The 25,072-nt window shown below is 36.4% G+C and carries 25 protein-coding genes; 3 read left to right on the forward strand and 22 right to left on the reverse strand.

Annotated elements, in window-relative coordinates; translation table 11 throughout:
• Positions 1-86: 86 nt before the first annotated feature.
• From AC6EI2_RS08110 to AC6EI2_RS08120, 3 genes are all read left to right on the forward strand, one after another.
• A complete protein-coding gene (locus AC6EI2_RS08110; RefSeq protein ID WP_498461841.1) occupies positions 87-2,567 on the forward strand; it encodes a tetratricopeptide repeat protein in 2,481 nt (826 codons plus the stop codon).
• Positions 2,564-4,291, forward strand: a complete 1,728-nt coding sequence (locus tag AC6EI2_RS08115; protein ID WP_498461842.1) for a tetratricopeptide repeat protein — start codon at positions 2,564-2,566, stop codon at positions 4,289-4,291. Before AC6EI2_RS08110 ends, AC6EI2_RS08115 begins: the two co-directional genes overlap by 4 nt.
• 418 nt (positions 4,292-4,709) lie before the next feature.
• Positions 4,710-4,985 (forward strand): DUF1651 domain-containing protein, encoded by a 276-nt coding sequence (locus tag AC6EI2_RS08120; protein ID WP_498461843.1) that lies wholly within the window; start codon positions 4,710-4,712, stop codon positions 4,983-4,985.
• Between the two features lie 603 nt (positions 4,986-5,588).
• Here AC6EI2_RS08120 and AC6EI2_RS08125 read toward each other — a convergent pair.
• The 22 genes from AC6EI2_RS08125 to AC6EI2_RS08230 all read right to left on the reverse strand — a co-directional run bounded on the left by AC6EI2_RS08125 (position 5,589) and on the right by AC6EI2_RS08230 (position 24,894).
• Positions 5,589-5,741: a hypothetical protein gene (locus tag AC6EI2_RS08125; RefSeq protein WP_498461844.1), complete on the reverse strand. Its 153-nt coding sequence runs from the start codon at positions 5,739-5,741 to the stop codon at positions 5,589-5,591.
• A gap of 593 nt (positions 5,742-6,334) precedes the next feature.
• Positions 6,335-6,685, reverse strand: a complete 351-nt coding sequence (locus AC6EI2_RS08130; RefSeq protein WP_498461845.1) for a hypothetical protein — start codon at positions 6,683-6,685, stop codon at positions 6,335-6,337.
• Entirely contained in the window at positions 6,682-6,972 is a 291-nt protein-coding gene (locus AC6EI2_RS08135) for a hypothetical protein (RefSeq protein WP_498461846.1), read from the reverse strand. The genes AC6EI2_RS08130 and AC6EI2_RS08135 overlap by 4 nt, the downstream gene beginning before the upstream one ends.
• Positions 6,963-7,589, reverse strand: coding sequence for a hypothetical protein (locus tag AC6EI2_RS08140; protein ID WP_498461847.1), 627 nt, complete (start codon positions 7,587-7,589; stop codon positions 6,963-6,965). Before AC6EI2_RS08140 ends, AC6EI2_RS08135 begins: the two co-directional genes overlap by 10 nt.
• A gap of 23 nt (positions 7,590-7,612) precedes the next feature.
• The gene (locus AC6EI2_RS08145; RefSeq protein ID WP_498461848.1) at positions 7,613-8,404 is read right to left on the reverse strand and encodes an SIMPL domain-containing protein; all 792 of its coding nucleotides are present in this window, start codon (positions 8,402-8,404) and stop codon (positions 7,613-7,615) included.
• 237 nt (positions 8,405-8,641) lie between these two features.
• Positions 8,642-10,960, reverse strand: coding sequence for an EcoAI/FtnUII family type I restriction enzme subunit R (gene hsdR, locus AC6EI2_RS08150; RefSeq protein ID WP_498461849.1), 2,319 nt, complete (start codon positions 10,958-10,960; stop codon positions 8,642-8,644).
• Position 10,961: 1 nt separating this feature from the next.
• Entirely contained in the window at positions 10,962-12,125 is a 1,164-nt protein-coding gene (locus tag AC6EI2_RS08155) for a restriction endonuclease subunit S (protein ID WP_498461850.1), read from the reverse strand.
• Positions 12,126-12,133: 8 nt separating this feature from the next.
• Positions 12,134-13,585 carry a class I SAM-dependent DNA methyltransferase gene (locus AC6EI2_RS08160; RefSeq protein WP_498461851.1) on the reverse strand — a complete coding sequence of 484 codons (1,452 nt, stop codon included), beginning with the start codon at positions 13,583-13,585 and terminating at the stop codon, positions 12,134-12,136.
• Complete coding sequence (locus AC6EI2_RS08165) at positions 13,586-15,424, reverse strand: N-6 DNA methylase (RefSeq protein ID WP_498461852.1); 1,839 nt, start codon at positions 15,422-15,424, stop codon at positions 13,586-13,588.
• Positions 15,421-15,627 (reverse strand): hypothetical protein, encoded by a 207-nt coding sequence (locus tag AC6EI2_RS08170; RefSeq protein WP_498461853.1) that lies wholly within the window; start codon positions 15,625-15,627, stop codon positions 15,421-15,423. The genes AC6EI2_RS08165 and AC6EI2_RS08170 overlap by 4 nt, the downstream gene beginning before the upstream one ends.
• 60 nt (positions 15,628-15,687) lie before the next feature.
• Positions 15,688-16,149, reverse strand: coding sequence for a hypothetical protein (locus AC6EI2_RS08175; protein ID WP_498461854.1), 462 nt, complete (start codon positions 16,147-16,149; stop codon positions 15,688-15,690).
• Positions 16,146-16,457: a hypothetical protein gene (locus AC6EI2_RS08180; RefSeq protein ID WP_498461855.1), complete on the reverse strand. Its 312-nt coding sequence runs from the start codon at positions 16,455-16,457 to the stop codon at positions 16,146-16,148. Before AC6EI2_RS08180 ends, AC6EI2_RS08175 begins: the two co-directional genes overlap by 4 nt.
• A 218-nt stretch (positions 16,458-16,675) precedes the next feature.
• Positions 16,676-19,120, reverse strand: a complete 2,445-nt coding sequence (locus AC6EI2_RS08185) for a DNA-directed RNA polymerase (RefSeq protein ID WP_498461856.1) — start codon at positions 19,118-19,120, stop codon at positions 16,676-16,678.
• A gap of 56 nt (positions 19,121-19,176) precedes the next feature.
• Positions 19,177-19,383 (reverse strand): hypothetical protein, encoded by a 207-nt coding sequence (locus AC6EI2_RS08190; protein WP_498461857.1) that lies wholly within the window; start codon positions 19,381-19,383, stop codon positions 19,177-19,179.
• Positions 19,384-19,545: a hypothetical protein gene (locus AC6EI2_RS08195; protein ID WP_498461858.1), complete on the reverse strand. Its 162-nt coding sequence runs from the start codon at positions 19,543-19,545 to the stop codon at positions 19,384-19,386.
• Complete coding sequence (locus tag AC6EI2_RS08200) at positions 19,545-20,291, reverse strand: hypothetical protein (RefSeq protein ID WP_498461859.1); 747 nt, start codon at positions 20,289-20,291, stop codon at positions 19,545-19,547. Before AC6EI2_RS08200 ends, AC6EI2_RS08195 begins: the two co-directional genes overlap by 1 nt.
• Positions 20,292-20,394: 103 nt before the next feature.
• Complete coding sequence (locus AC6EI2_RS08205) at positions 20,395-21,012, reverse strand: hypothetical protein (RefSeq protein ID WP_498461860.1); 618 nt, start codon at positions 21,010-21,012, stop codon at positions 20,395-20,397.
• A gap of 175 nt (positions 21,013-21,187) precedes the next feature.
• Positions 21,188-21,373, reverse strand: a complete 186-nt coding sequence (locus AC6EI2_RS08210) for a hypothetical protein (RefSeq protein WP_498461861.1) — start codon at positions 21,371-21,373, stop codon at positions 21,188-21,190.
• A 6-nt stretch (positions 21,374-21,379) separates the two neighbouring features.
• Positions 21,380-22,606 carry a tetratricopeptide repeat protein gene (locus tag AC6EI2_RS08215; protein ID WP_498461862.1) on the reverse strand — a complete coding sequence of 409 codons (1,227 nt, stop codon included), beginning with the start codon at positions 22,604-22,606 and terminating at the stop codon, positions 21,380-21,382.
• Positions 22,607-22,609: 3 nt separating this feature from the next.
• The gene (locus AC6EI2_RS08220) at positions 22,610-22,960 is read right to left on the reverse strand and encodes a hypothetical protein (RefSeq protein ID WP_498461863.1); all 351 of its coding nucleotides are present in this window, start codon (positions 22,958-22,960) and stop codon (positions 22,610-22,612) included.
• Positions 22,953-23,333 carry a thermonuclease family protein gene (locus tag AC6EI2_RS08225; RefSeq protein ID WP_498461864.1) on the reverse strand — a complete coding sequence of 127 codons (381 nt, stop codon included), beginning with the start codon at positions 23,331-23,333 and terminating at the stop codon, positions 22,953-22,955. The genes AC6EI2_RS08220 and AC6EI2_RS08225 overlap by 8 nt, the downstream gene beginning before the upstream one ends.
• A gap of 106 nt (positions 23,334-23,439) precedes the next feature.
• Positions 23,440-24,894: a tyrosine-type recombinase/integrase gene (locus tag AC6EI2_RS08230; protein ID WP_498461865.1), complete on the reverse strand. Its 1,455-nt coding sequence runs from the start codon at positions 24,892-24,894 to the stop codon at positions 23,440-23,442.
• Positions 24,895-25,072 lie beyond the last annotated feature (178 nt).

Raw genomic sequence — 25,072 nt, forward strand, 5'->3', positions numbered from 1 at the left:
GAAGAACTGGATGATCTCTTTAAAGTTAGAAAAGATAGATGGACTAGCAGAAGGTAATTAATGAATATAAGCAAAGAGCATTGCGAATGACTAATAATCAACCTCTAACTGGAGAAGAATTGTTGAGAAAAGTAGAAGAAAACAAAGACTTACTTAGTGAACTTGAATTAATGCGTACTTGCGGTTATGTATCCAAAGATAAGGATGGTAATGATTACCAAGATTTCGCTGCGTGGTGGGAAGCATTCTTAGTAGCGAAAGGGAGAGGTGCTTTTCCTCCCAATCCAGATTTTCGTGCTTACTGGGAAGCAGACGTTCAAAAAAAACTGAAGTCTATTAAACAAGAAAGTGGTAGTTCATTATTAAATTCTCCTCAACAAAAACCTCAAAATTCACCTCCCAAAGAGAATCAATCTCCTTTAGGAGTTTTTCCAAGTTCTCCTCTTGTAGGTCAAGAACTATTAGACAAAATCGAGGAACTTGGAGATCTCGATACTTTGAGAAGAATGGATATTGTTATGCGTTGTGGATATATATCCAAGAGAGAAGATGGTAGTGATCGAGTCAATTACTTTGCTTTCTATGAAGAACACGCAAGAGCACAAGGTTTAATAAATCAAGAAGAATCATTTATCCCTGCAGATATTTTAAAAATCTCAGAAGGAGAATGGAATGATTACACAGAAGTGATTGAAGATTTGAGAAGGAGGTCGAAACCTAAAACTGCTGCTGAATATCTAGATCGAGGATGCGATAAGGATGATCAAAAAGACTCAAAAGGAGCAATAGAGGATTACACAAAAGCAATAGAACTCAATCCCAACTATGCAGAGGCATATGCAAATAGAGGATGTGCAAAGGAGGAGTTAGGAGATAAGGAAGGTGCTATTTCTGATTGGCAAAAGGCAGCAGATCTAGGAGATGAAGAAGCAGCGAGGTGGATTCAAGAACTGAAAGGGAAAGGAATTAACAATCAATCTGAAGTATCTATGCAAAATAGATTAAATAATCTTCTCACAAAATTCTGGGAATTAACTCCATTCTCAGGAAGTAATTCATTGCCAACAATGCTTCAAAGTCAGAACGAAGATGGAACAATAAATTTTAGTTATTCTAATGGAATTCAAGTGTCTTGTTTTTATACTATTCAACATGATGGGAAAGTAAAAGTAGAAGAATCTGGTGAAGAATTAAATATAAACAATATGCAACATATGTTTGCAATAATTGGAACAATAATCACGGACTTATATGGAGAGTTTGATGCTGATTATGTACTTAAAGAATTAATGCAAAAAGAGTTGCCTAATATATTTAAGGAAGATGATCATGACCGTGCTGTTAAATTTCTTCAGAGTGCTCATAAGAAGCATAATTCAGAAGACTATGAAGGTGCAATTGAAGATTATTCAAGAGCAATTGATCTTGAGAAAAATGATGCTCGATTATATTGTTTAAGGGGTTTTTGTAAACTTGATACAGAGGATTGGGAAGGAGGAATTGCAGACCTATCCAATGGAATAGCAATTGATCCTAATATTGCAGAGTCATATGGCACGGATTTATATGGTGCCAGAGGTTATGCGATGAATCAATTAGACGATTATGAAAGTGCAATCAAGAACTACGATAAGGCAATTAAGATTGACCCAAATGATTCAAATATTTATATCAATCGTGCTCGATCAAAGATAAACTTATTTAATGAAAAAGGTGCTATAGAAGATTACACAAAAGCGATAGATATTGATCCTAAAAATATAGAATTTTATTTTTTGAGAGGAGTTGCAGAAATGAACTCCGAAGCATTTAAGGAAGCACTATCAGATTTTAGAAAAGTTATAGAGATGGATCCAGAATATGCTGATGCATATGCAAACATAGGTGAAATATTTATTGACGAAGTAGGTGACTTTACAGAAACAGCAATTGACGCAATACCATATTTAGATAAGTCTATTGAATTAAACAAATATGCAGCACAACCTTATTACTATCGTTCTCAAGTAAAAAGAGAACTTAAAGATTTCAAAGGAGCACTATCTGATGCTCTTAAAGCATATGAAATTGATCCTGAATATAGAGATGAAATGGAATCCATGATTGCTTCAGATTGTTATCAACTAGGTAAATATGAAGAAGCAATTGATTTCATCAATAGAGAAATTAAAAAGTACGATGATTATGTGTATGAACCTCTTTATATAGAACTTAGTCGTTATAAAAATGCCTTAGGAGATATAGAGGGTGCAAAATCAGACCTTATGGTTGCGTTGAATGCGACAAACAAGAAGATCTCTGAATCTGACGAATTTGAAGAAGCAGAATCAGCGATGATTAATCGAGCAGAAATAAAAGAACTTTTGAATGATTTTGAAGGCGCAATTAGTGATTACAAACAACTAATCGAGTTAGGTTTCCCGAATTATAAGGAGGGGCACCTTCTCAAATCTGGCAATTGCAAGAAAAAATTAGGAGACCTCAAAGGTGCATGTGAAGACTGGAAAAAAGCAGCAGAATTAGGTGATGAAGATGCTGCGAAATTAGTGGAGGAGCATTGCGAATGACTAATTTCTCCTTTAATGAGTTAATTAAGTGTGGAAATGAAAAGTATGAAAACCGTGATTATGAAGGTGGCATAGACGATTTCTCAAAAGCAATAGAAATCAACCCTCAAAGTGAAGAAGCATTCATGGGACGTGCAATGCTGCATGCCCTTCGTGGTGATATTGAACTTGCATGCATGGACTGGAATAAAGCATCTGAACTAGGTAGTCAAGAAGCAAAGAAGTTTTTAGATCAATATTCCAACCAACAAAATAACGTAAATCAAAAGTTCGACCAGAATTCATATCTCTCTTATTTAAATGAAGGAAAACGCAAATTAACTCAAGGAGATACGAAAAGTGCTCGTAATGAATTGCGAAAAGCAATGATTTTAGGGAGCAAAGATGCCAAAAAATTATTAAAGGATTCCTACCCAAATATTGATGGAGTATTTAACTCTGCAATAAATAATGTTTTTCGTGGAATAATTCAAGAGAAGTTTGATATTCAAGGGGCAATTAATGAATACTCAATAGCAATAGATCTTGATCCTAATAATATTGACGCACTATTTTTTCGAGGGAGGGCAAAAAATAAACTTGGTGAAAGTTCAGACTCAGTAAATGACTTAAGAGAAGTAATCAAACGAGACAGGGAGTATCAAAGCAAAGAAAATGACTTTAATCTATTTAATTATCTATTAAATGATGATTATGAGGTTTTGGAGAATGTAGATGATTTATTAGGAAATATTTTAAGACTTAATCAGAATATTATTCCACTGAATTCTGATGAATATAATTTACGTGGCATAAGTAAAGCAGAGACGAAAGATTATCAAGGAGCAATAGAGGATACTACTATCGCAATTAATACTTGCTCTTCTAGTGATTCCTTTTGTTCTGATTTATATGTAAATAGAGCAAACTATAATGATATATCTGAAAAATTAGATTATGCAATTAAAGATTATTCCAAAGCATTAGAAATTAATCCTAAATCAGATCGTGCTTATTTCGAGAGAGGTATTGCTTTACGTAATTCTGGTAATCAAATAAAGGCAACTGATGATTTAACAGAATGTATTAAATTAAATCCTGAAAATGTCAGTGCATATAGGGCAAGGGGAAACATAAGATTTAATCAATCTGACATAAGAAATGCATGCTTTGATTGGAGAAGAGGAGCATCTTTAGGTGATCAAACTTCTATTAAATTAGTGAAGAAGCATTGTGGGAATTATCAAAAAGTTAAACATCCAGATACTCTTAGGAATGAGGAAGAACTCAAGAAAAATCCAATAACTTATGATGCATTTTCTATTTCTTTGGAAGTAATTTCATTGTTATTCAAACAAAACAAAGAGAGGAATATGAGTGTAGCAACATACCTTGCTATTGGATCAATTGAAGATAAGTGTAATCCTGAAATAATTGATTTTGCAGATAATGATGATACTGATTACTTGTTGGAGATAAAGAATGAAACTACAGATATAGATTCCCTTAAAGAATTCTTTGAAGACTTATATTGTGAGTGTGAAGACGAAGAGGAAATAAAGCAGAGTTTTAGCATAGGTAGTTCTCAATCATGTCAATATATAGATAAAGAATCTTTCATCTCAGATGTAAATTGGGAGATGGTAATTTATGTCGTCCAACAAGCATGGGATAGTTCACTTTCAGAAGATAAAATGAAAAATATTAGACAAATAAAAATCGTTTTGGATAAGGAAAGAGAATAGTGATTAGCGACGAAGTCCTATTCAAAGTTTGTCCTAAAAGAACGCTGCACGAACGCTGGTCTTCAGAGACTTCGGAAGAAGAAGATCCACGTTGTCATTGTGATGACTGCAAGAAAAGTCGAAGATATTGGTGGAACAATTCTATCGATATTGTCGAATTCAACTCTAAGAAGCATCGGAAACTTAGGAGAGAAGAAGAGATTCTGAAATAGAAAGAGGGAAGTGAGAATCGTATGGTTCGTTCTCAAAGATCAATAAAATAGTCCTAATTATTTTTATATGCTTGACGACCCACAAAAGATTTAATAGTATATCTGTACTAGGGCATTCCTCACACAAGCAGTCCTAACTCATAAAGCACCTGCGTAATACCAGTGAGCAAGGTGCTTTTTTGATGCCTTGAATTAAGGAGAGAAGTATGAATCAACCAATCAGAGAAGCATTGCCAACACCAACAGGATGGTTAGTCGCACCTACTAGAGATTTTTGTCTGTTCTTTATTCGTGATCCCAAGTCGGTCATGGTTGCTCCGACTGTCTTCACTCAACTTTGGTATTGCACCGAAGAAGGCATACCAACCAAATTAAAGAACACAAGAAGATTGGACTATGAATCTGCCTATGAAACTTGGAATGAACTTCTATCGAATGATTGGGAATTGATAGAGCATCAAATTAATGATGAGGCAGCATAGTTTTTGTTTTGTTATTACTAATACAAACGTCTAACAAATTGCGACCATGTTGCGATGAAATGACTAATACGCACCTTTTCTAATCATTTTAAATCCCTTTGCCTGGTTAGATTGGGGAAGCGAGTTCAAGAACTAATTTACAAACTGCGACTAAAATAAAACGAGTTGCGACTAACTTGCGACTAAAATGTTCTTAAAAAACTGTAGTATTAGAAAGCGTTTAGAGAAAGATTAATAGTCTATATTCAGGAGATGCGTATCAATGCCGATTACACAACTTAGACTAAAAAGCTAGTAATAGCAGCAAGTTAAAGACAGGAAAAGATTGGTAATCTTATGGTAATCATGCTAAACGACATATTCAATCCTATCTTCTGACCTTATGGGACCCCATGGGGGGAAGCTAGTCCTAGCTCCATACGTAATCACCTTTCAGACATTTCTGGTAATTTTTTAAGGACCTAGAGATAGAGGTCAGCAATCTCTATCCCAGATCCCAAAGTAAATAACTCGTGCCTATCCATATCCGATTGGACTTATGGTAGAGCGGCTTTTTTAATGTCGATGGATGCTTTTAAAGACATCACCTCATTGGTCTAAAGATTATTTGAACCTAATGCCTATATCTCTAAGAAACAATTCATATTGATGTGTAGTGATACCTTGAGCTGAAGCTCTGATAGACCTGATGTCTTTATCAGACAAGTCAGCATTAAACTTAAATGCTTCTCTTCTCTTCTTCTCTTCAGTAATCATCTAATCTTTAATGTTCTTCTCACTACTCTGTTAGAGATGCTCATATCATGATTCCTTGTTCTCATTAAAGGGTTACCCTCTGAGATCTTTAGTTTGAGTGTATTGGTCTTTGGTTTGAGTGATGTTTTGATCATGTGTTGTTTGTAGATGTAAAGGATTAATGGGAAGAGAGCCTTTTTACCCGCTGTTTATATAGGTATTCACTTGGATGTAAAAAGGAAGTTTCTCCAATCGCTCACCCACCACCGTGGGAGACGGTTGGCGCCGCCTTATACGTCCTGTGTTTTACCTTCTTAAGTTGTCTTTTCACTTTGGAGAGGTTTATGTATCCGCCGTTCTAATTGCGTCTAGCTAACAGGGTTGAAATTATAGGTATAACCTGAGTTGCCTTATGTCTCAGTTCCAAGGCTTCAACCAACCAAATCACGAGCTACTTCTTTCGATATTCGCAGTGACCCATTTCTTTATTCTCGATGCCAATCGAGTGCGAGATAGTGTAAATGCTTCTTTCTCTATAATAATGGCAACTTTAGTGTGAAGTAATCAGTCGCAATCTATTTCATTAGCTTTGTCTCTATCAGATCAACGAAGTTCTAAAGAGGTGTATTTGGGAAAACTTGAAAATCACTTACTGCGAAATCTAATACTTCCCAATTAGTAGACTCGGAAGCTATCTCTAATGCTTGATCAGGTGTTTCAGCCATAACAACAGTTTGGAAGCCAGGAGAGTCCTTAGAACTATCCATTACAAAAGAATTCGGGATGCGAACAACCCAATCTCTTTGAGTGTATCTATTAGTTTTTGATGAAGGGAAAACCTTTTTCGCTTGCTGACTCATAGAACTCATGAACTTCCCTAGTGGGGTTGAAAGCCAAAGCATTTCATCGAGTTTTGCTAAATGGAGTTGTCTTTGTGCCTTCTCGTTTTTATTTGTTTTACTCATGACTTTGTTCTCGTAGTGAATACACTTTTCAATCCTGAAAGAACTCGACCAAAAGGATTGGATAGCCTGAGAGATCGATTTAGTTCTTTGATTTGTTCTTGCCTTTTCATTTCTAAGGTTTGTTCACCTCTTTCAACCAAGATCATTTGAACCATTGAATGGAGTTCTTGATGAACGGAGTTCTCAAAGTTGTCTCTCCAGTAAAGATCTAAGTTATGGAGTCTTTCAGTTGAAAGAGCTTTTGTTCTGTCGTACCAGACCATATGGTCCTCTGGTTCTAAACACATAGTTTTTTTCGGGTAGTAGGTGAATGGGGTTTTGTTGAAAGCTCTGCATCTGTCCATATTTTTAATAACTCCTCGAAGAATCCCATGAAACAGCCAAACCAGAAAAGCGGTAGCTGTACAAACAAAATCGATAAGCTATTAAATCTGCCAATATCAATAAGCCAGTGGCTAAGAAATAGAAAAATCAAACAGCCAAAGATATTGAGAGAAATGTCTCTTGGGTTGCCTAGATAATTTGGACTAGAAATTAGTAAGTTTCTAAAGCCATTAATTAGTCCAAAACTGAATGTTTGTGTTGCTCCATATCCCCATACTGAAAATGGAACCCAAGCTCCGTGTTCTGGAATTTCCAAGACTCCCTGAATGAGAATGAAGATCCAAGCTGCATAAAAAACATAACGAATGATTTTTTTTCTTTTTGTATGTCTTGTATTCCATGCCTTAATCTTTCTATCTTTTTGTAATAGAAGCCATTCCAAATCTGGATCACTGCAATACCCAGGACCTACACAAGCCTTCCTACCATCTTGATGTTGGTAGATTTGTTGATACGTAGCTTTCCCTTCAGTGTCAGTGCCATCAATAAACATGACGATGCGCCAGTCACCTGTTTCCATGAACGACATTTATTAAACCTCTTTTAATTGACTTCGAATGTGACTCCCATCACGGCGGTGATGTCTTTATTAATTGTGCTTGTGTCGTATGACCCCCAGCTGCTGACTCTTGTTGAGTTGGGAACTGTAATTTGAAAAACGCCAGTATCAACCTTTCTTACATTGCCGAGTTCTGAACCCGTTTGATAGACAATGGCTTCTGCTCTTGTATGCGCATCCTTAGTAGCTTTGGCAAGCATATCCACGCGTTTAGCTGCGAGTTTTGTGTATGTGAACTCAGGTCGACTTGGTCTTACAAGAACTCCTTTACCCAGTAGTTCACTCATTTGTCTATATGTTTGATCAATATTAAAAACATCATTGCTTTCAATTTCGATCCATTGATTGGTGATCCATTTCTTAGAAATTATTTCACCTGTTTTAGGGTTTTTGTTTATTTTTTTTGATGTGGATGCAGGTAATAAAGCTACAGACTGGGAGTCATTATTTCTTACCCCAAGTCGATCAAGGAATGCAATTGTTTTATCGATTGATACTTTGTGTTTTTTATAAGAATCAACTTGTGAATCACCTTCTGTTTCAACTTTGATATCCCATTTTGCGATATCACTTTCGATTCGTTCGGTGCTCGCTCCAGTTACTGTGATTGTGTTTGCAGCTGGTTTAAGTCCATCGACCAAAATCTTAGATGCACTTGTAAATCCAATAAGACCGCCGATTGATAAAACCGTTGTAGCGAAAACAAGAGGAGGAGTACGACGAATAATTTGAACCGAATTGGCAGGTAAAGCCCTCAAAAGCGATAAAACTTTCATTGGATTAATTGTCGAAGTTGTGAGGAGTTGTATCTAGCGAAAAATCAATTCAATTCGAATAAATGAATCTCTGGCTTTCGTTGATTGACCAAGGAACTGGTATTTCGCTTCCCATGAGCACAGCCTTGATGATTGTGCCAATTTGTGAGTTGGTTCCTGATCATGCAATATCTTGATCAGGTTCGCAAGAGTTTGGATGTACTAATTAAGCGAATTGAAAAGTATGAATTTCAAAAGCTATGCTGCTATTTCTTTGTAGAGGTATTGTTGAAAATCGATAAAAGTTTTTTGGATATCTTCAACAGAGCCAAGCCTCTCCTGAGCGTCATTTAGGCTTCCATATTTTGAAACCAGAGCTGTACTTAGAATGCTTGGGTCCAGCTCCTCTACACCTTTCTCAACATAATTTTGAAGAATAAAGGCTACAAACTCTCGCTGGTTTTTGTTGAGTAAGTTTAGAATATTTGATTTGTTCGTTTCTACGCGTCGAACTCTTGTGACAGGCTTTTTGGCATAAGCTATGTATTCAAGAACATCAAAAAGATCACTATTTTTTGCATTTATCATTTCCTGCAACTTCCTCAAATCATCGATACCGCATCCTTGCGATTCTAGTTTTTCTATTAGATCTTTTCTTGTCATTGGATTAGACCACACTTTGCGTAATTCAGCTTCGCTTTTAAATAGTTCTGAGAGTTTTACTTCGTCAAATAAATAATTTAAAAACTCTTCTACACTTAATGGTCTTCCATTGACATAGAAATAAGAATTAGTCATTGTTTCTATTTCTCGTATTCGGTTGTCACTTAATCTCACCTTGATTTGAGCAGGTCTAGGTGGTCTTGGTGGTAGAGGAGGTCTAACCGTTCCATCACCATCATCATCGCCATCGCCATCACCATCAGGTTCAGGTTCAGGTTCAGGTTCTCCATCCCAGGCAGGGTCATTAAATAAATGATATGCGTTTACAAAATCGATGATTGTGAAGAAGAATTTATCTTCAAATAACCTTGTGCCTCTTCCAACAATCTGCTTGAACTCAATAATGTTATTAACTGGTCTCATAAGAACAATATTTCTAATATTTCGAGCATCTAAACCTGTGCTTAATTTTCGACTTGTAGTAAGTATTGTAGGTATACTCTTTTCATTATCTTTAAAATATTTTAAATACGTCTCGCCAAGCTTGCCGTCATTTGAGGTAACTCGTACGCAGTAATCGACTGACTTAATACTCGATTCTTCACAAATCATATCTCTAATCATTGCAGCATGTGCTTGACTTGCACAGAAAACAATTGTCTTTTCTTGTGGATCTATAGATCGAATAATTTCTTGAACACGTTTTCGTTCTCTATCCTTACTAACAATGATGCGATTAAAATCTCTCTCTTCGTAGACACGATTTTCATCTATTTCTCCTTCTATTATTTCGTCACCTGGGTGGTATTGATAGTCGTCTATTGTTGATTGGATTCTCTTTACTTTGAACGGTGTAAGAAAACCATCCTGAATACCATCTTTTAAGCTATAAGTAAAAACTGGATCTCCAAAATATTTATATGTATTTGAATTAGTATTTCTATTTGGAGTTGCTGTAAGACCAAGGTGTACGGAGTCTGAAAAATAATCTAAGATTGCACGCCATTGACTTTCATCGTTAGCCCCACCTCTGTGACACTCGTCAATAATTACTAAATCAAAAAAGTTTTTTTCATATTGTCCAAAATAGGGATCATCATTTGGACCGCTCATGAATGTCTGAAAAATAGTGAAGAAAATATTTCCATTTTTAGGGACTTCTTTTTCTTTACTTATCTCTCCTGGATCGATACGAATCAGAGCATCCTCATCAAAGCTTGAGAAATCTCTTAATGCTTGATCGGCTAAAAAATTTCTATCACAGATGAAGAGTATTCTTGGATGACGTTTATGATTTTTGTTAAGAGTCCATTTCGTTTTGAACAGTTTCCATGCAATCTGAAAAGCGATAAATGTTTTGCCTGTTCCTGTTGCCAAAGTCAGAAGAATTCTTTTTTTATCATCTGCAATTGCCTCTACAACGCAATTAACAGCTAGTTCTTGGTAATAGCGAATGGGCATTGTTTCATTCTTCTCCTCAAAAGGAATCTCATTGAAGCGATCAATCCACTTTGATTGAACATTAAATGTTCGATTCCATAGTTCATCTGGAGTAGGGAAATTGTCGACATATCTTCTCTCTCCTGATTCATGATTTATCTCATAGATTTCTTTGCCGTTAGCTGCGTAGCTAGTCTTAAGCTTTAGTTTTTGTGCATCTCTAATAGATTGACCTACACCTTCAGAGACATCCGCTTCGTCTCTTTTAGCTTCAATGACTGCTAATTTTCTATTCCGATACTCCAAGACATAGTCGGCTTTCCATTCTTTTCCTCTTCTTCCACTAGGCTTGATTTCACCTGAAGTTATACGGTACTCACGACGTACACGAACACCAGTAGCAATATCAGTTTTCCATCCAGCTGCTAATAGCTGTGGATCAATAAGTTCAGCTCGAGTATCTGCTTCGTTCATACTAATGCTGAAGCTCCGCGGTTAAAATAACAGATTTTAGAGCAATCAGTTTTTGGATTTTTGTAGAGTATATTGCTTCCAACTTATTAAGATTATTCGTGAGATGATCAGTTTTTTCGACTAAAATCTTTTGCACATAAGAATCAGTTGGGAAATGGATTTTCAGTGGCTCAATATCATAATTATTTATTTGTGGAACTGAAGATCCACTACCTAAATGTCCAAGATCAATAGATAAGAAATAGTAGAACAGAAGTTTTGGGTTCAGTCCTTGTTTTGGCTTGACAGCCATGATATTCAAATCTAAAGCTACCTCAGTAGATGTAATTCTTTTTTTATTTGTTGCTATCGCACCTCCTCTTTTAGGAAATATAGTTACTCCTTTTTCAATAATATTACTTTTAGTGATATTTTCATAATTTAGAAACCTTGTTGAAGTTGTTATCTCTATTTCATTCTCCTTTATATTCATATCGGCTACTTTTAAATAAGGTATATCTCCAGAATCCTTTTCTAAATTTTTATTTACAGTTTTCCCACTCTTAATTGAGCAACAATCTGAAATGGTCCCGCTAAAAAAATTCTCTTTCATTGAGAAAATATCTTGTAAATACTTTGGCAAAATCAATTGCAAATTAGTCAGACTTTTATTGGCGTTTGATATTGTTTTGTCAATATCATCAAAAGCAGAATCAAGGTTGTCTACGATGCGTTGTTGTTCTGGTAGTGGAGGAAGAGGTATTTTGTATTCTTTAACTTGCTTATCTGTAACGGCTGGATAACTAGCTCCTGTCTGAACTGCCTCCATATATTTAAGAGTTTCGGAAGAGGAGATCAAGTAAAAAAGAAATTTATTGTCAATCAAATCTCTTTTAGCTCTAAGTATTATGTAGCCAGTACTGCAGATTTGTCCATCGAGTTCATTATTGACGATTGCTACTCTTTTTAACGTCGGTCGTACTGTTGCGAATATGACATCTCCTTTTTGGACTTGTCGTCTTGCACGAGATGGAGCATCAGATCCTAAAATAGTTTGTGTTTTCTCAATTTGAAGGGTCTCGTTATTCACTGAAGAGACATCAATATATTTAAAGAAGCTATCTGGAAATTTAATAGACGGATTTATTGAGACTGTTTTCTCGATAAGAGCTCCTACTTTTACCATCTGCCACATCATAATAACTCCTTTATTTTTTGAAGAGCCTCAGTTGCTTGAAAGTCTAGCTGTTCAATTTCAGCGATAATATCTTGAGGTGTTCGACTATCAATCTCTTCAACAGTATTTGGATTATTAGGTGTTAAATCGAAAGTCTCTGTATTGATCTGTTCAATATTTAACAACCAGCTATTTGTGCTTAATTGCTGTGTTTTATATTTTTCAACAAAATCTGCTAAATCATCTTCATTTAATGGATTAGTTTTACCTATATTTCTTCCAACATCAAGCTGGTAATACCAAATATTTTTTGTAGGTTTGCCTTTCTCAAAAAACAATACAACCGTCCCAACTGTCGTACCTAAAAAGGACCCTTGAGGCAGCTCTAAAAGAGCGAATAGATTGCATTCTTCTAGAAGCTGCTTACGGAGTAAAACACTTGCAGTATCGACATTACTTAGAAAAGTGTTTTTGATTACAACTCCACATCTTCCCCTAACTTTCAACATCTTGATGAAATGCTGCAAAAACAAATAAGAGGTTTCAGAGGTTGGGATGGGAAAGTTTTTCTGAATCTCTTTACGCTCTTTGCCTCCAAATGGTGGATTAGCAAGTATTACGTCTACTTTTTCTCTCTGTTGAATATTTTCAAGATTTTGTGTAAGGGAATTCGTACGAACAATATTTGGTGCTTCTACTCCGTGAAGAATCATATTCATGATTCCAATGATATAAGCAAGTATTTTCTTTTCTTTTCCGTAGAAAGTATTTTTTTGTAGAAGTTGAAATTCTGCAGTATTTAACTCTTTACTCTTACTCATCCAATCGTATGCTTCACATAAGAATCCTGCACTGCCCACTGCACCGTCATAAACGGTTTCTCCTATTCTTGGGTTTATAACTTTAATGATGCTTCTAATTAAAGGTCTAGGGGTGTAGTACTCTCCTGCGTTTCGTCCAGAATTGCCCATGTTTTTAATTTTGTCTTCATATAGGCTGCTTAATTCAAGCTTTTCTTTATTACTCCTAAACCTCAGGTCGTTGACTTTATTTATTACATCTCGAAGACAGTAACCACTTTGTAGTCTATTTCCGAGTTCAGAGAAAATCTCACCAATTTTGTAATTAATGCTGCGTGCTTCATCTGCACTTTGCTTGAATCGAGCTAAATGAGGGAAAAGATCTTGATTTACAAAATCAATCAAGTCAGACCCAGTTAGTGCATCTGTATCCAGTTTCCCATTCTTTCCTTTTGGGAATGCCCATTTCTCCCAACGAAACTCCTTGTCAATAATCCTTTCGTAAGACTCTCCATTCAAGAGAGCTGCTGTTTCTTTATCGCTTTCATAGTCATCGAGATATTTCAGAAAAAGTATCCAACTGGTTTGCTCTATGTAATCAAGCTCAGTGCTACAACCAGAATCGTTCCTTAGTGCATTATCAATTTGTTTAAAAGCTTCTTCGTACATTTATTTACCTCCTTGTGATGTTTTGCTTGACTTGTCTTCAATCTTTAGCCATCCTTTCTCAATCAGTTGATTCAATTCTTTTTGCATCTCATCAATGGAGTTGAATAATTCCTGAGATCTTTTTTTTATTTTTGCTGCTTTCTTTTGTTCAGCAATTTCTGGGATAGGAATCTGAAGATTTTTTAAGTCTTGAATAGATAGGAAGGATATTACCGCTCCTTGACTAGATTTGGTGATCATTCTTTGGCCGACATCACTTCGTAAATATTGGAACAAATATTCAGCATCTACTAAAGCTGAATCATGAACTCTTAAAACGCATAATGAGGGACCTGGAATAGCAGTAGTTAGATCACCGCGAACCATTCCTATCTTTCCTAATGTTCCTTTTATTGAAATTATTAAATCACCTTTTTTTATAAACGTAGATTTCGCTTTAGCTAAAAAGGTCTCACTGACGGGTGTTTTTTTATTTGTTTTAGTTAACTCTCCAATAGCGTTGATATCTGAAATCATTACTTCATTTAATTCTGGACCATCTATATCTCTAGAAATAGCTAACGGACGGACAAAATTAACTAATGAATCTAAGGAGACGACTTTTCTATTCTTCAGGGTTTCTAAAATTGATTGATCTTCATTGGAGATAATATATTTATTAAAATTTAGATCATAATCATTCTCTTTAATTTGCTCTCTTGAGATAAGAATTGAATTTTTGGTTGCCTTCTTGTTTTTATATACTTTAAATAGAGAATTGATTTCATCATTAGCTATTTGTATGACACCCCTTTTACTCTTATCATCTTTTTTACAATCTGAGAAATCTATTAATTGAATTTTTTCGTTTTTACTTCTATCTTTTTTAAGGACAATTAATGCACTACTAATTCCAGTATTAGGAAATATACCTGAAGGTAGAGTGATTATTGAATCAACCCAGTTTTGATCTATAATTTTCTCTCGAAAATAATTAATTCCTTTACTCTTGGAGAAAAGTGTTCCAAGATTTGTAATTGCTATGGTTGTTTTCTTCGTCTTCTTATGAGCTAGATATAGAAGTTTGCAATGCAAATCACTTATTAATTTAGATTCTTCATCTTCTTCAAATGGAGCATATGTCTGTATATCTAAGTCAGATTTGAGCCCAAATGGAGGAGCAGCAAAAGCTATTTCTTGATCACTATATCGATCATTAAACCTTAGAGGCTTACCGTAAAGACTAATTATTCCTTTCGTAAAGTGGTTTAGACTAATAAGTGGCTCATAAAAGTATACGTTTCTTTTATTAGCAAAGCTATATGCTGAAGAAGTGCCTATCGAATAGAGACAATTTATATCAATAGCTTCAATAAATTCATCGTCAAATAATTTATTTGAGAAATCTAGTATTGCTTTATTTATTCCCTTTATTCCTATAGAAGATTTACCGGAATTTGTTTGGGAATATTCTTGTAAAAAGTCTATGATTTTTTCAGTGTCTAATTGAGTTCCTTTTGCCAGTAGTGTCGCAGCAGGCATTAATGACGTTCTCAGTGTCCCTAGAAGTTCAATGATAAGCTTGCGAGATTCTTGTCTGCCTAGAAGATAATCAACTTCGAATTCAACTTCTTTTTTCAGTGCATTGATAACTAGATTTAGTTTTTTATCATCATCAAGTTCTTCTAATATATCGAAATAACCAATTACGTCTTTCTTCGATTGTGGGATGTATTTCGCCCATATCAGCAAAAACAATACAAGCGACATGAATTCCTGAATCTGAAGGCGTCCTCTGATTGGCTCTACTGAGGACCATATTGCTTGTTGTGCTTTTATTTGAGACTGAGAAAGTTTCATATTTTTACTCCTCCCTGAATGTACTTCCCTTGGCGACCTTTAATTCTATTTTGTACTGACTGTTGCCAGCGTGCTTCATCAAGTTTTTCAGCTGCCAAGATAATTTCTTTAGGCATCATGAATCCAAGCCAGTCGTAAATTGCTTGTCGTAGAAGTGCATTGGGCTTCATTCCCTTATCTTTAGCGATCTGTTCAATCAGCATGAATCTAGATGGATCGAGCAAAAGCTGCACGTACTTTTTGTTTCCGTGATTTCTAGCCATTTATTGATTCTCCTCAATGCCTTTGTTATTTAGGGAATCTTCCTGACTAATTTGGGTGCTATCTTTCCCTAAGTAAATCCTTTCAAGTTGTTTCCGAATCTCTAGATCTTTGGAAGGCTCCTCGTTTAAATCCTTTTCCCAAGGAATTTCCTGTATGCAAGCTTTAGCTATTCCGGTGATCAAGTGATTGATGATTCCGAGTCGTATTTGATCACTTTGATTACCCCATTTCAATAGCTCGTAGCGAATCTTTGAACGACTATTTATTTGAGGAGAGAATTGGATTTCTAGATCTTTACCAATAAGAAAACTTTTGCTTGCTAAGAGTCCACAAGGGAAGTCTTTTTCATAAGCAATGACATCCGTCTCCTTGCCTCTCACATTCATTCTTACGATTACTCCGGTACCGCGTACTTGCTTGAAGCGGAATAATGTTTTTACAAGTTTGCCTTTTGTAATCATTTTCCATAACCCCTGACGTAAGAGTCAACGCGATAAGCGGTAATAAATGCTCCATTCCTTTGGACTACGACAATCCCACCCTGGTCACGAGCCTTGAGTAGATTTTTCTTCTCTTTGTCCAAGCATTTCTTCTCTTGCTCCAAGTCTTTTTTCCCTTGGTCAAGATCTTTAATAGCGGAATCAATTTGCTTTGTTCCTAAAACTATTTTTTCCCCTTTTGGGAATCCGTAGCGTTGAGCCATCTCAATGGTTGATTGAAGAATGCCTCTTTGTTGGATGCGAGATCCGAAGTGTTTTGTGGTAAGCATAAGCTTGTTTGTTTGTATGAACTATTTATACATCATCCAGAAAGAAAAAAGCAACTACTTCCGGAAACTTCTAAGCCCAGAAGTTTATAAAACACCAAGATTTCCTTCCTATATTCTTCTGAAACTGGCTGTAGTGCAGTGGATTTGCTCAGATCATGGTTTGGTCTGATTTTTTATTACAAAATGTTGATTTTAGCAAAAACAAGCTAATTTCAAGCTCAATTGAACATGTAACTCGACTTGAAAACCTCTAAAAGATCACCTGAACCTTGCCTTAAACGAGGCAATTGCTCTGGTTGAACATTTAAATCATCAGCTAGTTTCGATAAAGGATCCCCGCTGCATGTGTGAACGAATCCATGCCTAATCCTTTCTTTTGCTTTGTCCATATCGTTCGGAAGTACTTTTAAGCAGTCATGAATCAATGCGATTGGTTGCATCCAATCTTGGAAGGATGATTTAAGAACAGCAGCGTCATAGCTATGTACAAATGATGGTGCTAAAGCTTTTTCAATGGCTTTGTAATCAGGTCTCTTACCTTCACCGATGCCGAGTGTCACTTTGCCTAGGTGAGTTGTTCTGACCTGCACGACATCAATCTTATTTTTAGACAAATGGATCTTGTCTTGGTTAGGTGTAGTCCATTGGATTGATTGTGATCCATTCTTTCGAGCTTGTTTATATAAATCTTTAATCCATCTCAAGCTTTCAAATGCCATAGGGAATACTTCTCTTGAAGCTTTATCTAAGACACTCGTGATGTATTCAATGTGTGGTTTGTAGCTGATGGTGTCAGGGAATAAGCCTTCATCGATGAAGAACTGTTTGATGTCGGATCTGTAGGTTTGCAATGTTGCTCCATACACTGCTTTCATCAGAATCTTTTTCCCTAGCTCTCTTTTTACTAAATACTCTGCAAGCCATTCGGTCGCTGGGTCTTGTGAGACTATTTCTCGAGCAATTCTCAAGACTTCTTTGTAGGCATCTTGCGGAGGATCTTCGGGATGATCAGGTGCTAAGAGATTGGTAAACTTCATCCCTTTTGGATCTCTTCTCATTGCACTTAATAGCTGAAGACCAGAGGCAGTTGAGTCAGCTCCTATTCCTACTTTCCATTCATTTGTTTCCCTAAGGAAACAAACTTTATTGAATTCATATGCGAGTTGTAAGAACTGCCAAGGTTCATCACAGCTTTCCCAATGCTCGTTCATCTTGAGTGGATCTTTAGTTATCTCTTGAATGAGCTCTTTATTGTTGTAAGTCCATTTGCTTCTTTCTTCATACGAGACTTTGCTCCCAATAAATGCCGCACCGACTGCTTGAGCTGCATACTCTTCTCCTCTCTTATTTAGTTTGCAGCCTTCTTCAAAGCTGATGATGGCACGCTCAAGATCACTCGATTGTGGATGGAGAAATGATTGTTGGCTGTACATTCTTCCTCTTGAATCACAGCTCCAACTCAAGTAGAAGCGAGCTTCTTTTTGGTATCTATTAGCTAGTGAGATAACGCGTCTTGATCTGACGCTCTTTTCTTTTGATTCAGCAAGTTTTGTATAGGCAACTGCTCTCATTTTTCTCCAGTCAACTCTTTCGATATCTGTTGGTTCTAGTTGCTTAATTCGCTCAGGCATCTCCTGATCAAGAACTTCACTTCTTTTGATGGCATTCAAGGAACCGATTGTTGATCCTCTTTCAAGTGCCTTACTTGCAACATTGAGAATGTCTTGATCAATGATCCATGATGTCTTGTTGAGTGTGTTTAAGAGATTGATTGCATCATTTCCAAATTCGCTTTTAGATCCATTACGACCAAGCGGATTAAGTTGTCTGATCCATTGGTGGTAGTAGCCGCCAGTGTAGTTTTTGCAAGATGCTCCAACCTCATATTCCCAATCAATTGGTACCTCAATTAACGGATGAGTTTTAACGCTAATTGCTTCTAACTCAGCTTGATAATGAGCGAAGTGAGCTTCTAGTTCTGGTGATAGTTGAAGAAAACTTTGCTTCTTATTAGGTGTGAGTTGCTTTGTAGATTTTGAGATGAACTGAAGCTTCAAGGCTACGTCTAAAACAAATAGACCTACTCTTTGACTCTGTTGGTTTGTCCAATCTGGATAAAGGTCGTCTCCTTTCCAGCCTCCCTCCTTCAGTAGTTTTTCGATGGTCTTTTTGCCTCCGTATTGCCTGAAGTGAGGGTTGGAACCTTTGGTGTCCAACTCTTTAATTAGAGCTGTCACAGGCGACTCTGGGGCTACCTCGATGTAGTAATTGGTTCTCAGTTCATCCTCTATTCTTCTACCAATAAAGCTTGCCGCTTCTGCTGTTCTGGGTAAGTCGTACTTACAAACTCCAAAGCTATCAAGGATTGATTTTAGACAGATAACTGAGAGGATATATCCTTCAGGATCAAGCAATGAGATTGCATCCTGCATCAATGGATATGCCACAACAATATTTGTAGTTGTTGCTCTTCCCCAAGCTGTTTTGCTTGTTGTTTGGAGAAGTTCTTTCGCGAAATCGGGAACGAAGATACTTAGGAAATGTCTTCCAAATTCTGTGCTGCTGAAATAACCTTTCTGCTTTGCTTGGAGAACTTGTTTCCTAATTTCTTCTGTTGCTTCTCGACTTGAATTTATTTCGTGTAGTAATTGCTTTTCTGACATTATTTACTTTTTAAGTTTGGATATTTTTAAAACAAAAGCCAATCCTCAAAGCAAGATTATTGATCTAGTGATTGTTGTCTTTTCTTCGTCACCTGCTCTTCTAAAAGCTTTTGTTCTCTTTCTTGCTTCGGTGTCAAAGGTATCTCGCTATCGCCTAGATCTAATTCGAAGACTCCTCCTGCACCAAAGTGATTTGTGTCTGATTGTGATGGGGTAGGGAAGAAAAGAGTAGAGAATAGGGCGAGTGGTATGAAACGTTTCATTTATAAACCCTTAATTGCCTTTGCATCGAGTTGAAGTCGTAATTCCATTTCTCTTGTTGCAAGCCTTTTTTCATTTTTCATAATCTGAACGCCTACCCATGCGAGTCCTAAGCCAATCGCAGCTGGTAATCCTATAGTTGTGATTTTTGTCAGGTTGTTCATTAATTTATAGAAATAATCCAGTCTTCATCTATGCCTAGTAATTCAAGTGCTTTCTCTTCGAAATCATCAATTTCATTTTTGTTATATGGTACGTCTAGTTCAATAAAAACCTCTCCCTCAAATACTTTAAAAACAAAACCATCGTCATCAACATCGTTAGCCTCATAAAAACCAAGCTGTCCTAAATATTTCTCTGATTCTCCCTTTAGAACAATATTCAAATATTCATCACAGTTCTCACTCCATGCTCTCCCATCAGCTAATTCTGCCTCTTCTTCAGTTAATTGATCGAATTGCTCTTCCCAATATTGCCAGTAGCTTTTGAGTCCTTTCCCTGTCTTGTTTGTATTACGAGGTAAATTTCGCTCTGCATGTTTAAAGGAACCAGCTTCGTAGCCATCATTTTCAGACCAACCATTAAGCTCTATATCATCAAGAATCATTTCAAAAGCTATCTCTTTAAATTCATCGGGAAGACTCGTGCGCTCGTCTGTCAGGATTTTTTCTTTGTATTCATAAGCAATAAAATCCCTACCCTCATCAACGGAGAGTATTTCTACATAGTTTTCAGCTGCATTATCTAAGCCTTGTTGATAAGCCTCAAATACCTCTGGATACTTATCAAAGAAATTCACTGGATCAACTTCATCAGCTAGCTCGAGATACTTTTTAGCTTTTTCTTCACTGGTTAATTCACTCATTGCAAATACTCCTTGGAATATGTGATAACACAATTTCTTTTTCATTTCTCATATTCCAAACGCCTACCCAAGGGAGTCCTAAATCAATGGAAGCTGGTAATCTGATAGTTGTGACTTTTTTTAGATTGATCATTTACTCTTTTTTTTCTTAATTATCCTGTATCCCATAAGGCGTGCTAACTCCTGAATACCTCTGGGCTACAAATGATTTGCCATACCAAAAGGAATTATCTAAATCTAAAAAATGTTTTTTTAGATTCCCATTGTGCTCCAATATGTCATCAAATTCGACTGGTTCACCATCTGCATAGATCAATCGATCAATAAAAGTAGCGACCATTGGCTTATCAAAAGCATCAAAAGCCTCTTTACCTATTTTGCTATAAACATAACTGTCTTCATCTTCCTCTAGTTCTTCCCAGTCCAAATCGTATCCCCAATCATCATCTTCATGATGTTTGTCAAAATATTCTTTTGTCATGAATACGATAGCTTCTTCATAAAGCGTGTGAGCTAAAAAATCATTTATTACGAAAAAGTCTGGTATGAAATTAAAGTCAGGATTATTTAGATCTGAGTGAGACCTTGTAGGTGTTAGCTTTTTTGCAGGAATTTTCTTTGCTGCTTCTACTGCTTCACTTAAGTCTTTGTCATCGCAATAACCGAGAAGTTCTGGGAATATTTGCTCGTTGTGTCCCTGCTCCTTAAGATCATTCAGTGCCTTGAGTAAATATGTACCTGAGACAGCCCATTCCTCTTTAGCCATCGAAGTATATGCTTATTTCTACAAAACTAGATTGACTAGAAATAGTCTTCAATTCTCATTGCGATATATGACATGATTCCAGCTTGAGACGCAGCCGTTTCGTTGTGTAAAAGTTGTAATTCCTGTTTAACGTTGGTATGACAAGCTTTTTATGTTAAGCAAGTTGAGCCTTGTCTCAACGAGACGCTAGGAATTTAATGATTGAGAGAGATGTGATTGTGATAATTCCATAGGTCCAAATCGAACTACTATTCCGAGATGCTCTTGCCATCCAGTCTGGAAGACCATTGTTTTCAATGATGAAGAGATAGAGAAATCCCAAGATTGCTATTGGGATGAATACTGCAAGGAAGAGAGTCATATCTAATTACCCATACATCGTCATATCTTCAACAAACTTTGCCTCAATCTCATAAAACTCTAGAGCCCAAGAGATTAAAAATTCTCTTGGAACATCCAACCAGAAAGAAGGACATTGAAAAGATATTTGATTATCTTCCTCATTAATTTGATATGCTTCCACCTCATAATCATCAAAGTCTTTGAACTTCTCATTGAAGGTAAAGATCAGTAGATGATCATCCCAAGGTTCATATTCATCATCTTCATCTTCTGCATCTAAAGCATTTTCAAATGGTGTTAAGACTTCTTTTGCATAACTATTAGTTATCCAATTAACCATAAATTCCTCAGTGTAATTCTCTTCACTATTCCAGTTTTTATCAGCAATTTTTTCAATCTCCCAGGTTAACCCCCTAAAAAGTTCTAACTTTTCTTCTTCACTAAGTTTGTCCACATAATCCTTTTGAAGGTCGTAATTGATTAATTGAGTAAAAACATTCTTATCTGTTGTTATTTTTGGATTCTTTGCTCTTAACTCTTCTATCCACTTTGCTGCTTCTTCATCACCAAGATCTGCTGCCTTTTGCCAATCAGAAATAGCACCTCCTTTATCACCCAACTCTTCTTTTGCACATCCACGATTTGCATATGCCTCTGCATAGTTGGGATTGAGTTCTATTGCTTTTGAGTAATCCTCTATTGCTCCTTTTGAGTCTTTTTGATCGTCCTTGTCGCATCCACTATCTAGATATTCAGCAGCAGTTCTCTGTTCTTTCCGTTTGATTTTCTCGGTTGAAGACTCCTCATGTTCATCAAGAATAAGATCGGTTGAATATTCGATTAACATCCAAATCAGATTTTTTTTAAATTCTTCTAGTTGTGGTTTATTAAGTGTCTTTTCCATTACCCATAACACTTCCTCAGGATCAACTGCACCATAAAGTTCTTCCTTATTATTAGAATTGGTAAAAAGCTTGTTATATTCTCTTTCAATCTCATAACGATCTTCCAAGGTTGATCCACATGCGTGTGCAATTTCGATATATCTATCAGTAACGTCACGGCTATTTATAATTTCCTCTAAAAAGCTTGTGATATCCTCACCACTTATATGATCAAATAACTTGTTAGTTGATTTGATGTCATTGTGTTTATTACAAGCACCACTCACACATCCTTTAGCTCTTATAAGTTCACATGCCTCTAAGTCATAAGAACTTTTGATAATTTCAATTATAGATGGCTCAGTCATAGCTCAACCATTACATGCAGATTCTTTAATACATTCTTTTTTAAAACCTAAAAGCTTATGGGCTTTCTCATCAAAATCATCAATTTCATAAAATGTCCAAGGAAGTCCAAAACTAAGTGTGAGATGTCCATCTTCATCAAACTTGTAATACTCCCCATCATCTAACTCATACATTGAATACTTCCCATCTTTTGGAACCTTTTTTTTATATCCAAGAGAAATAAGTTTATCTTCGTGCTCAATGAATAAATCAATATCTAAAGAATGCTCTTCATCGAACGTTGCTTCCTCACCATCTTCATCTTTAAAGAGAGTTTTAAAAGCGTCGTAGTAAGCATCCCAAGAATTAGTCATTAGCAATGCTCCACTCACATTGACTTGAATACCTTTCATAGATACTCGCAAAGCTTTTTTCAACTAGGTGTTCTTGAATATTCATAGGACCTTTGGATAATTCAGCGACTGTTCTTCCATATCGATCTTCAGTAATTCTTCTGATAGTGACTGTTGATCCAGCAACTAGATCATTTAGATAATCTCTTGCTGCTTTTGCAGGAATTGGATCAGCCTTCTTACCTCTTAACTCAGGAGTATTTATACAAGCGAGTCGGATCTTTTCTCCTTCTGTAGTTGTACATGTATCTCCGTCGTAGCATTTTTGTATGGTGACTGTTGGTAGATCAGGCGTACTTGGATAAGTAGTCAATGTCTGGAAGAGCGCAATCATCGCTATTACAAAGACAATAAATAGTGCTGAGAAAAATCCAATAAGGAGATTTCTAATGAATCGTTGTTCCGAGTTCAGCTTGTTCTTTGACATTGTGATTGTGAATCTAACTTGATCCAATCCATCTAAGACTTTCTTCTGCTGGCTTGATCTTTCTACCTTTACCAAGGATCTCCGTGGAGTCATCAGCTCTGTAATGGAAGTAATGCTCTTGGATATATTTCATGCTCGTGTCGGTGTTTGCTGCAACTGTTGGGAGTGGAACGCCTGCAGACAAACGCATGGTGATATACGTATGGCGGAAGCTATACCAAGTCAGTGTTTTACCAGAGTGAACAATGACCTTTTTGGTTTGACTGTCATGGTCTTCTCTCCAGTCTGCGAGTCTGGCTTCAACTAATAATTCACAAAGATTGTTTTGCCATATGCGTTCACTAATTTGTTTACCTGAGTCTTGATTGGCAAAGATGTAATCCTCCATCTTTTTGTATTTAGTCAGGACTCTTATGCGTTCTAAGAACTTGGCAATGGGAGCGGCTACTCGATAAGACCTTCCTGTTTTAGTCTTCTCAGCTGGCACATCAATATTCACCCAGATCTTTCTTTCTTCCTTTGGAATGGTTGTGTTTTCACTGATGTCTTTCCACTTAAGTTTTCGCATTGAGCCTGGTCTGATCCCAGTATCCATAGATACTCTCATCGCTAAGTAAGACAACTCTCTATGCACTAATTGCTTCTTACCTCGTGGTCCTTTGAAAGCAATATTTGAGATGGTTTCATACTTACCCTGACTGTCTTTTTTGATGGTGTACTTCTCATCCAATATCCTTGTTTTGCCTTTGATGTAGTAGAGGCGAGCAACTCTCTCAAGCTCTTCCCACTCTTTAGCGGTTAGATCATCTCGTCTGTGCTTCTTATCTTTTGACTGTTTGATAGAAGGTATAGATGGAACATTATCTTGATGCATAAAGTTGTTGTCTACAGCTATCTGTTTAAACATTCTTCTAAGACATGACATCTCAGCTGTGATGGTTGTTTGTTTTGGGATGGGTTTGTTGAATTGAACAGCTCTTTCTTTTCTCCAGGTCTCATAGTTCATGAAGGTATTCTTCCTGAGCTTATGAATCTCTTTCTTATCGTCATTTATATAATCTCTGATCCAACGACACTGCGTATCAATTAACCGATAACTCTCTTTCGTAATACCCTCTTGAGGAATAGAACTGATTCTTCTTTTCTCTTTATCTAAGAACTGATGCACCATACTTCCAAACGTTAATGCCTTGATCTCCTCTCCTCGATCAGTCTTTGCCTTTAGCTCAATAAACTTTGCCACACCAAGCATCCAAGCTTCTTCTTGTCCTCCTTTGGTTGGCAGAGGGTAACTCCCATCTTTATTCTTTAGAGTGAATCTGTGTTTATTACCTTTATCCGCATCAAGGTAATATAAGAACCAACGATTATTTCTGTCTACTCTTCTGTAGACGTATGCATAAGGATCTCCTGGAATCTCTTTTCTATCGAGGATATTTTCTTTCTTCGCTAGTGAGTTCTTAGGCAAGATTTAAGCCAATTGGTAATCTTTTGGTAACGATGCCATCGCAGTGACAAGCTTTTCAGCTTGAGAAACGACTTGGTAATCTTATGGTAATCATAGTAGCATGCTTTAAAAGCATTGCTATAACTAGAGTAGTATTATATGTTTCTAATAATGCCGATTATACAACCTAGCTCAAGAC

This window comes from Prochlorococcus sp. MIT2302 (assembly GCF_059772385.1).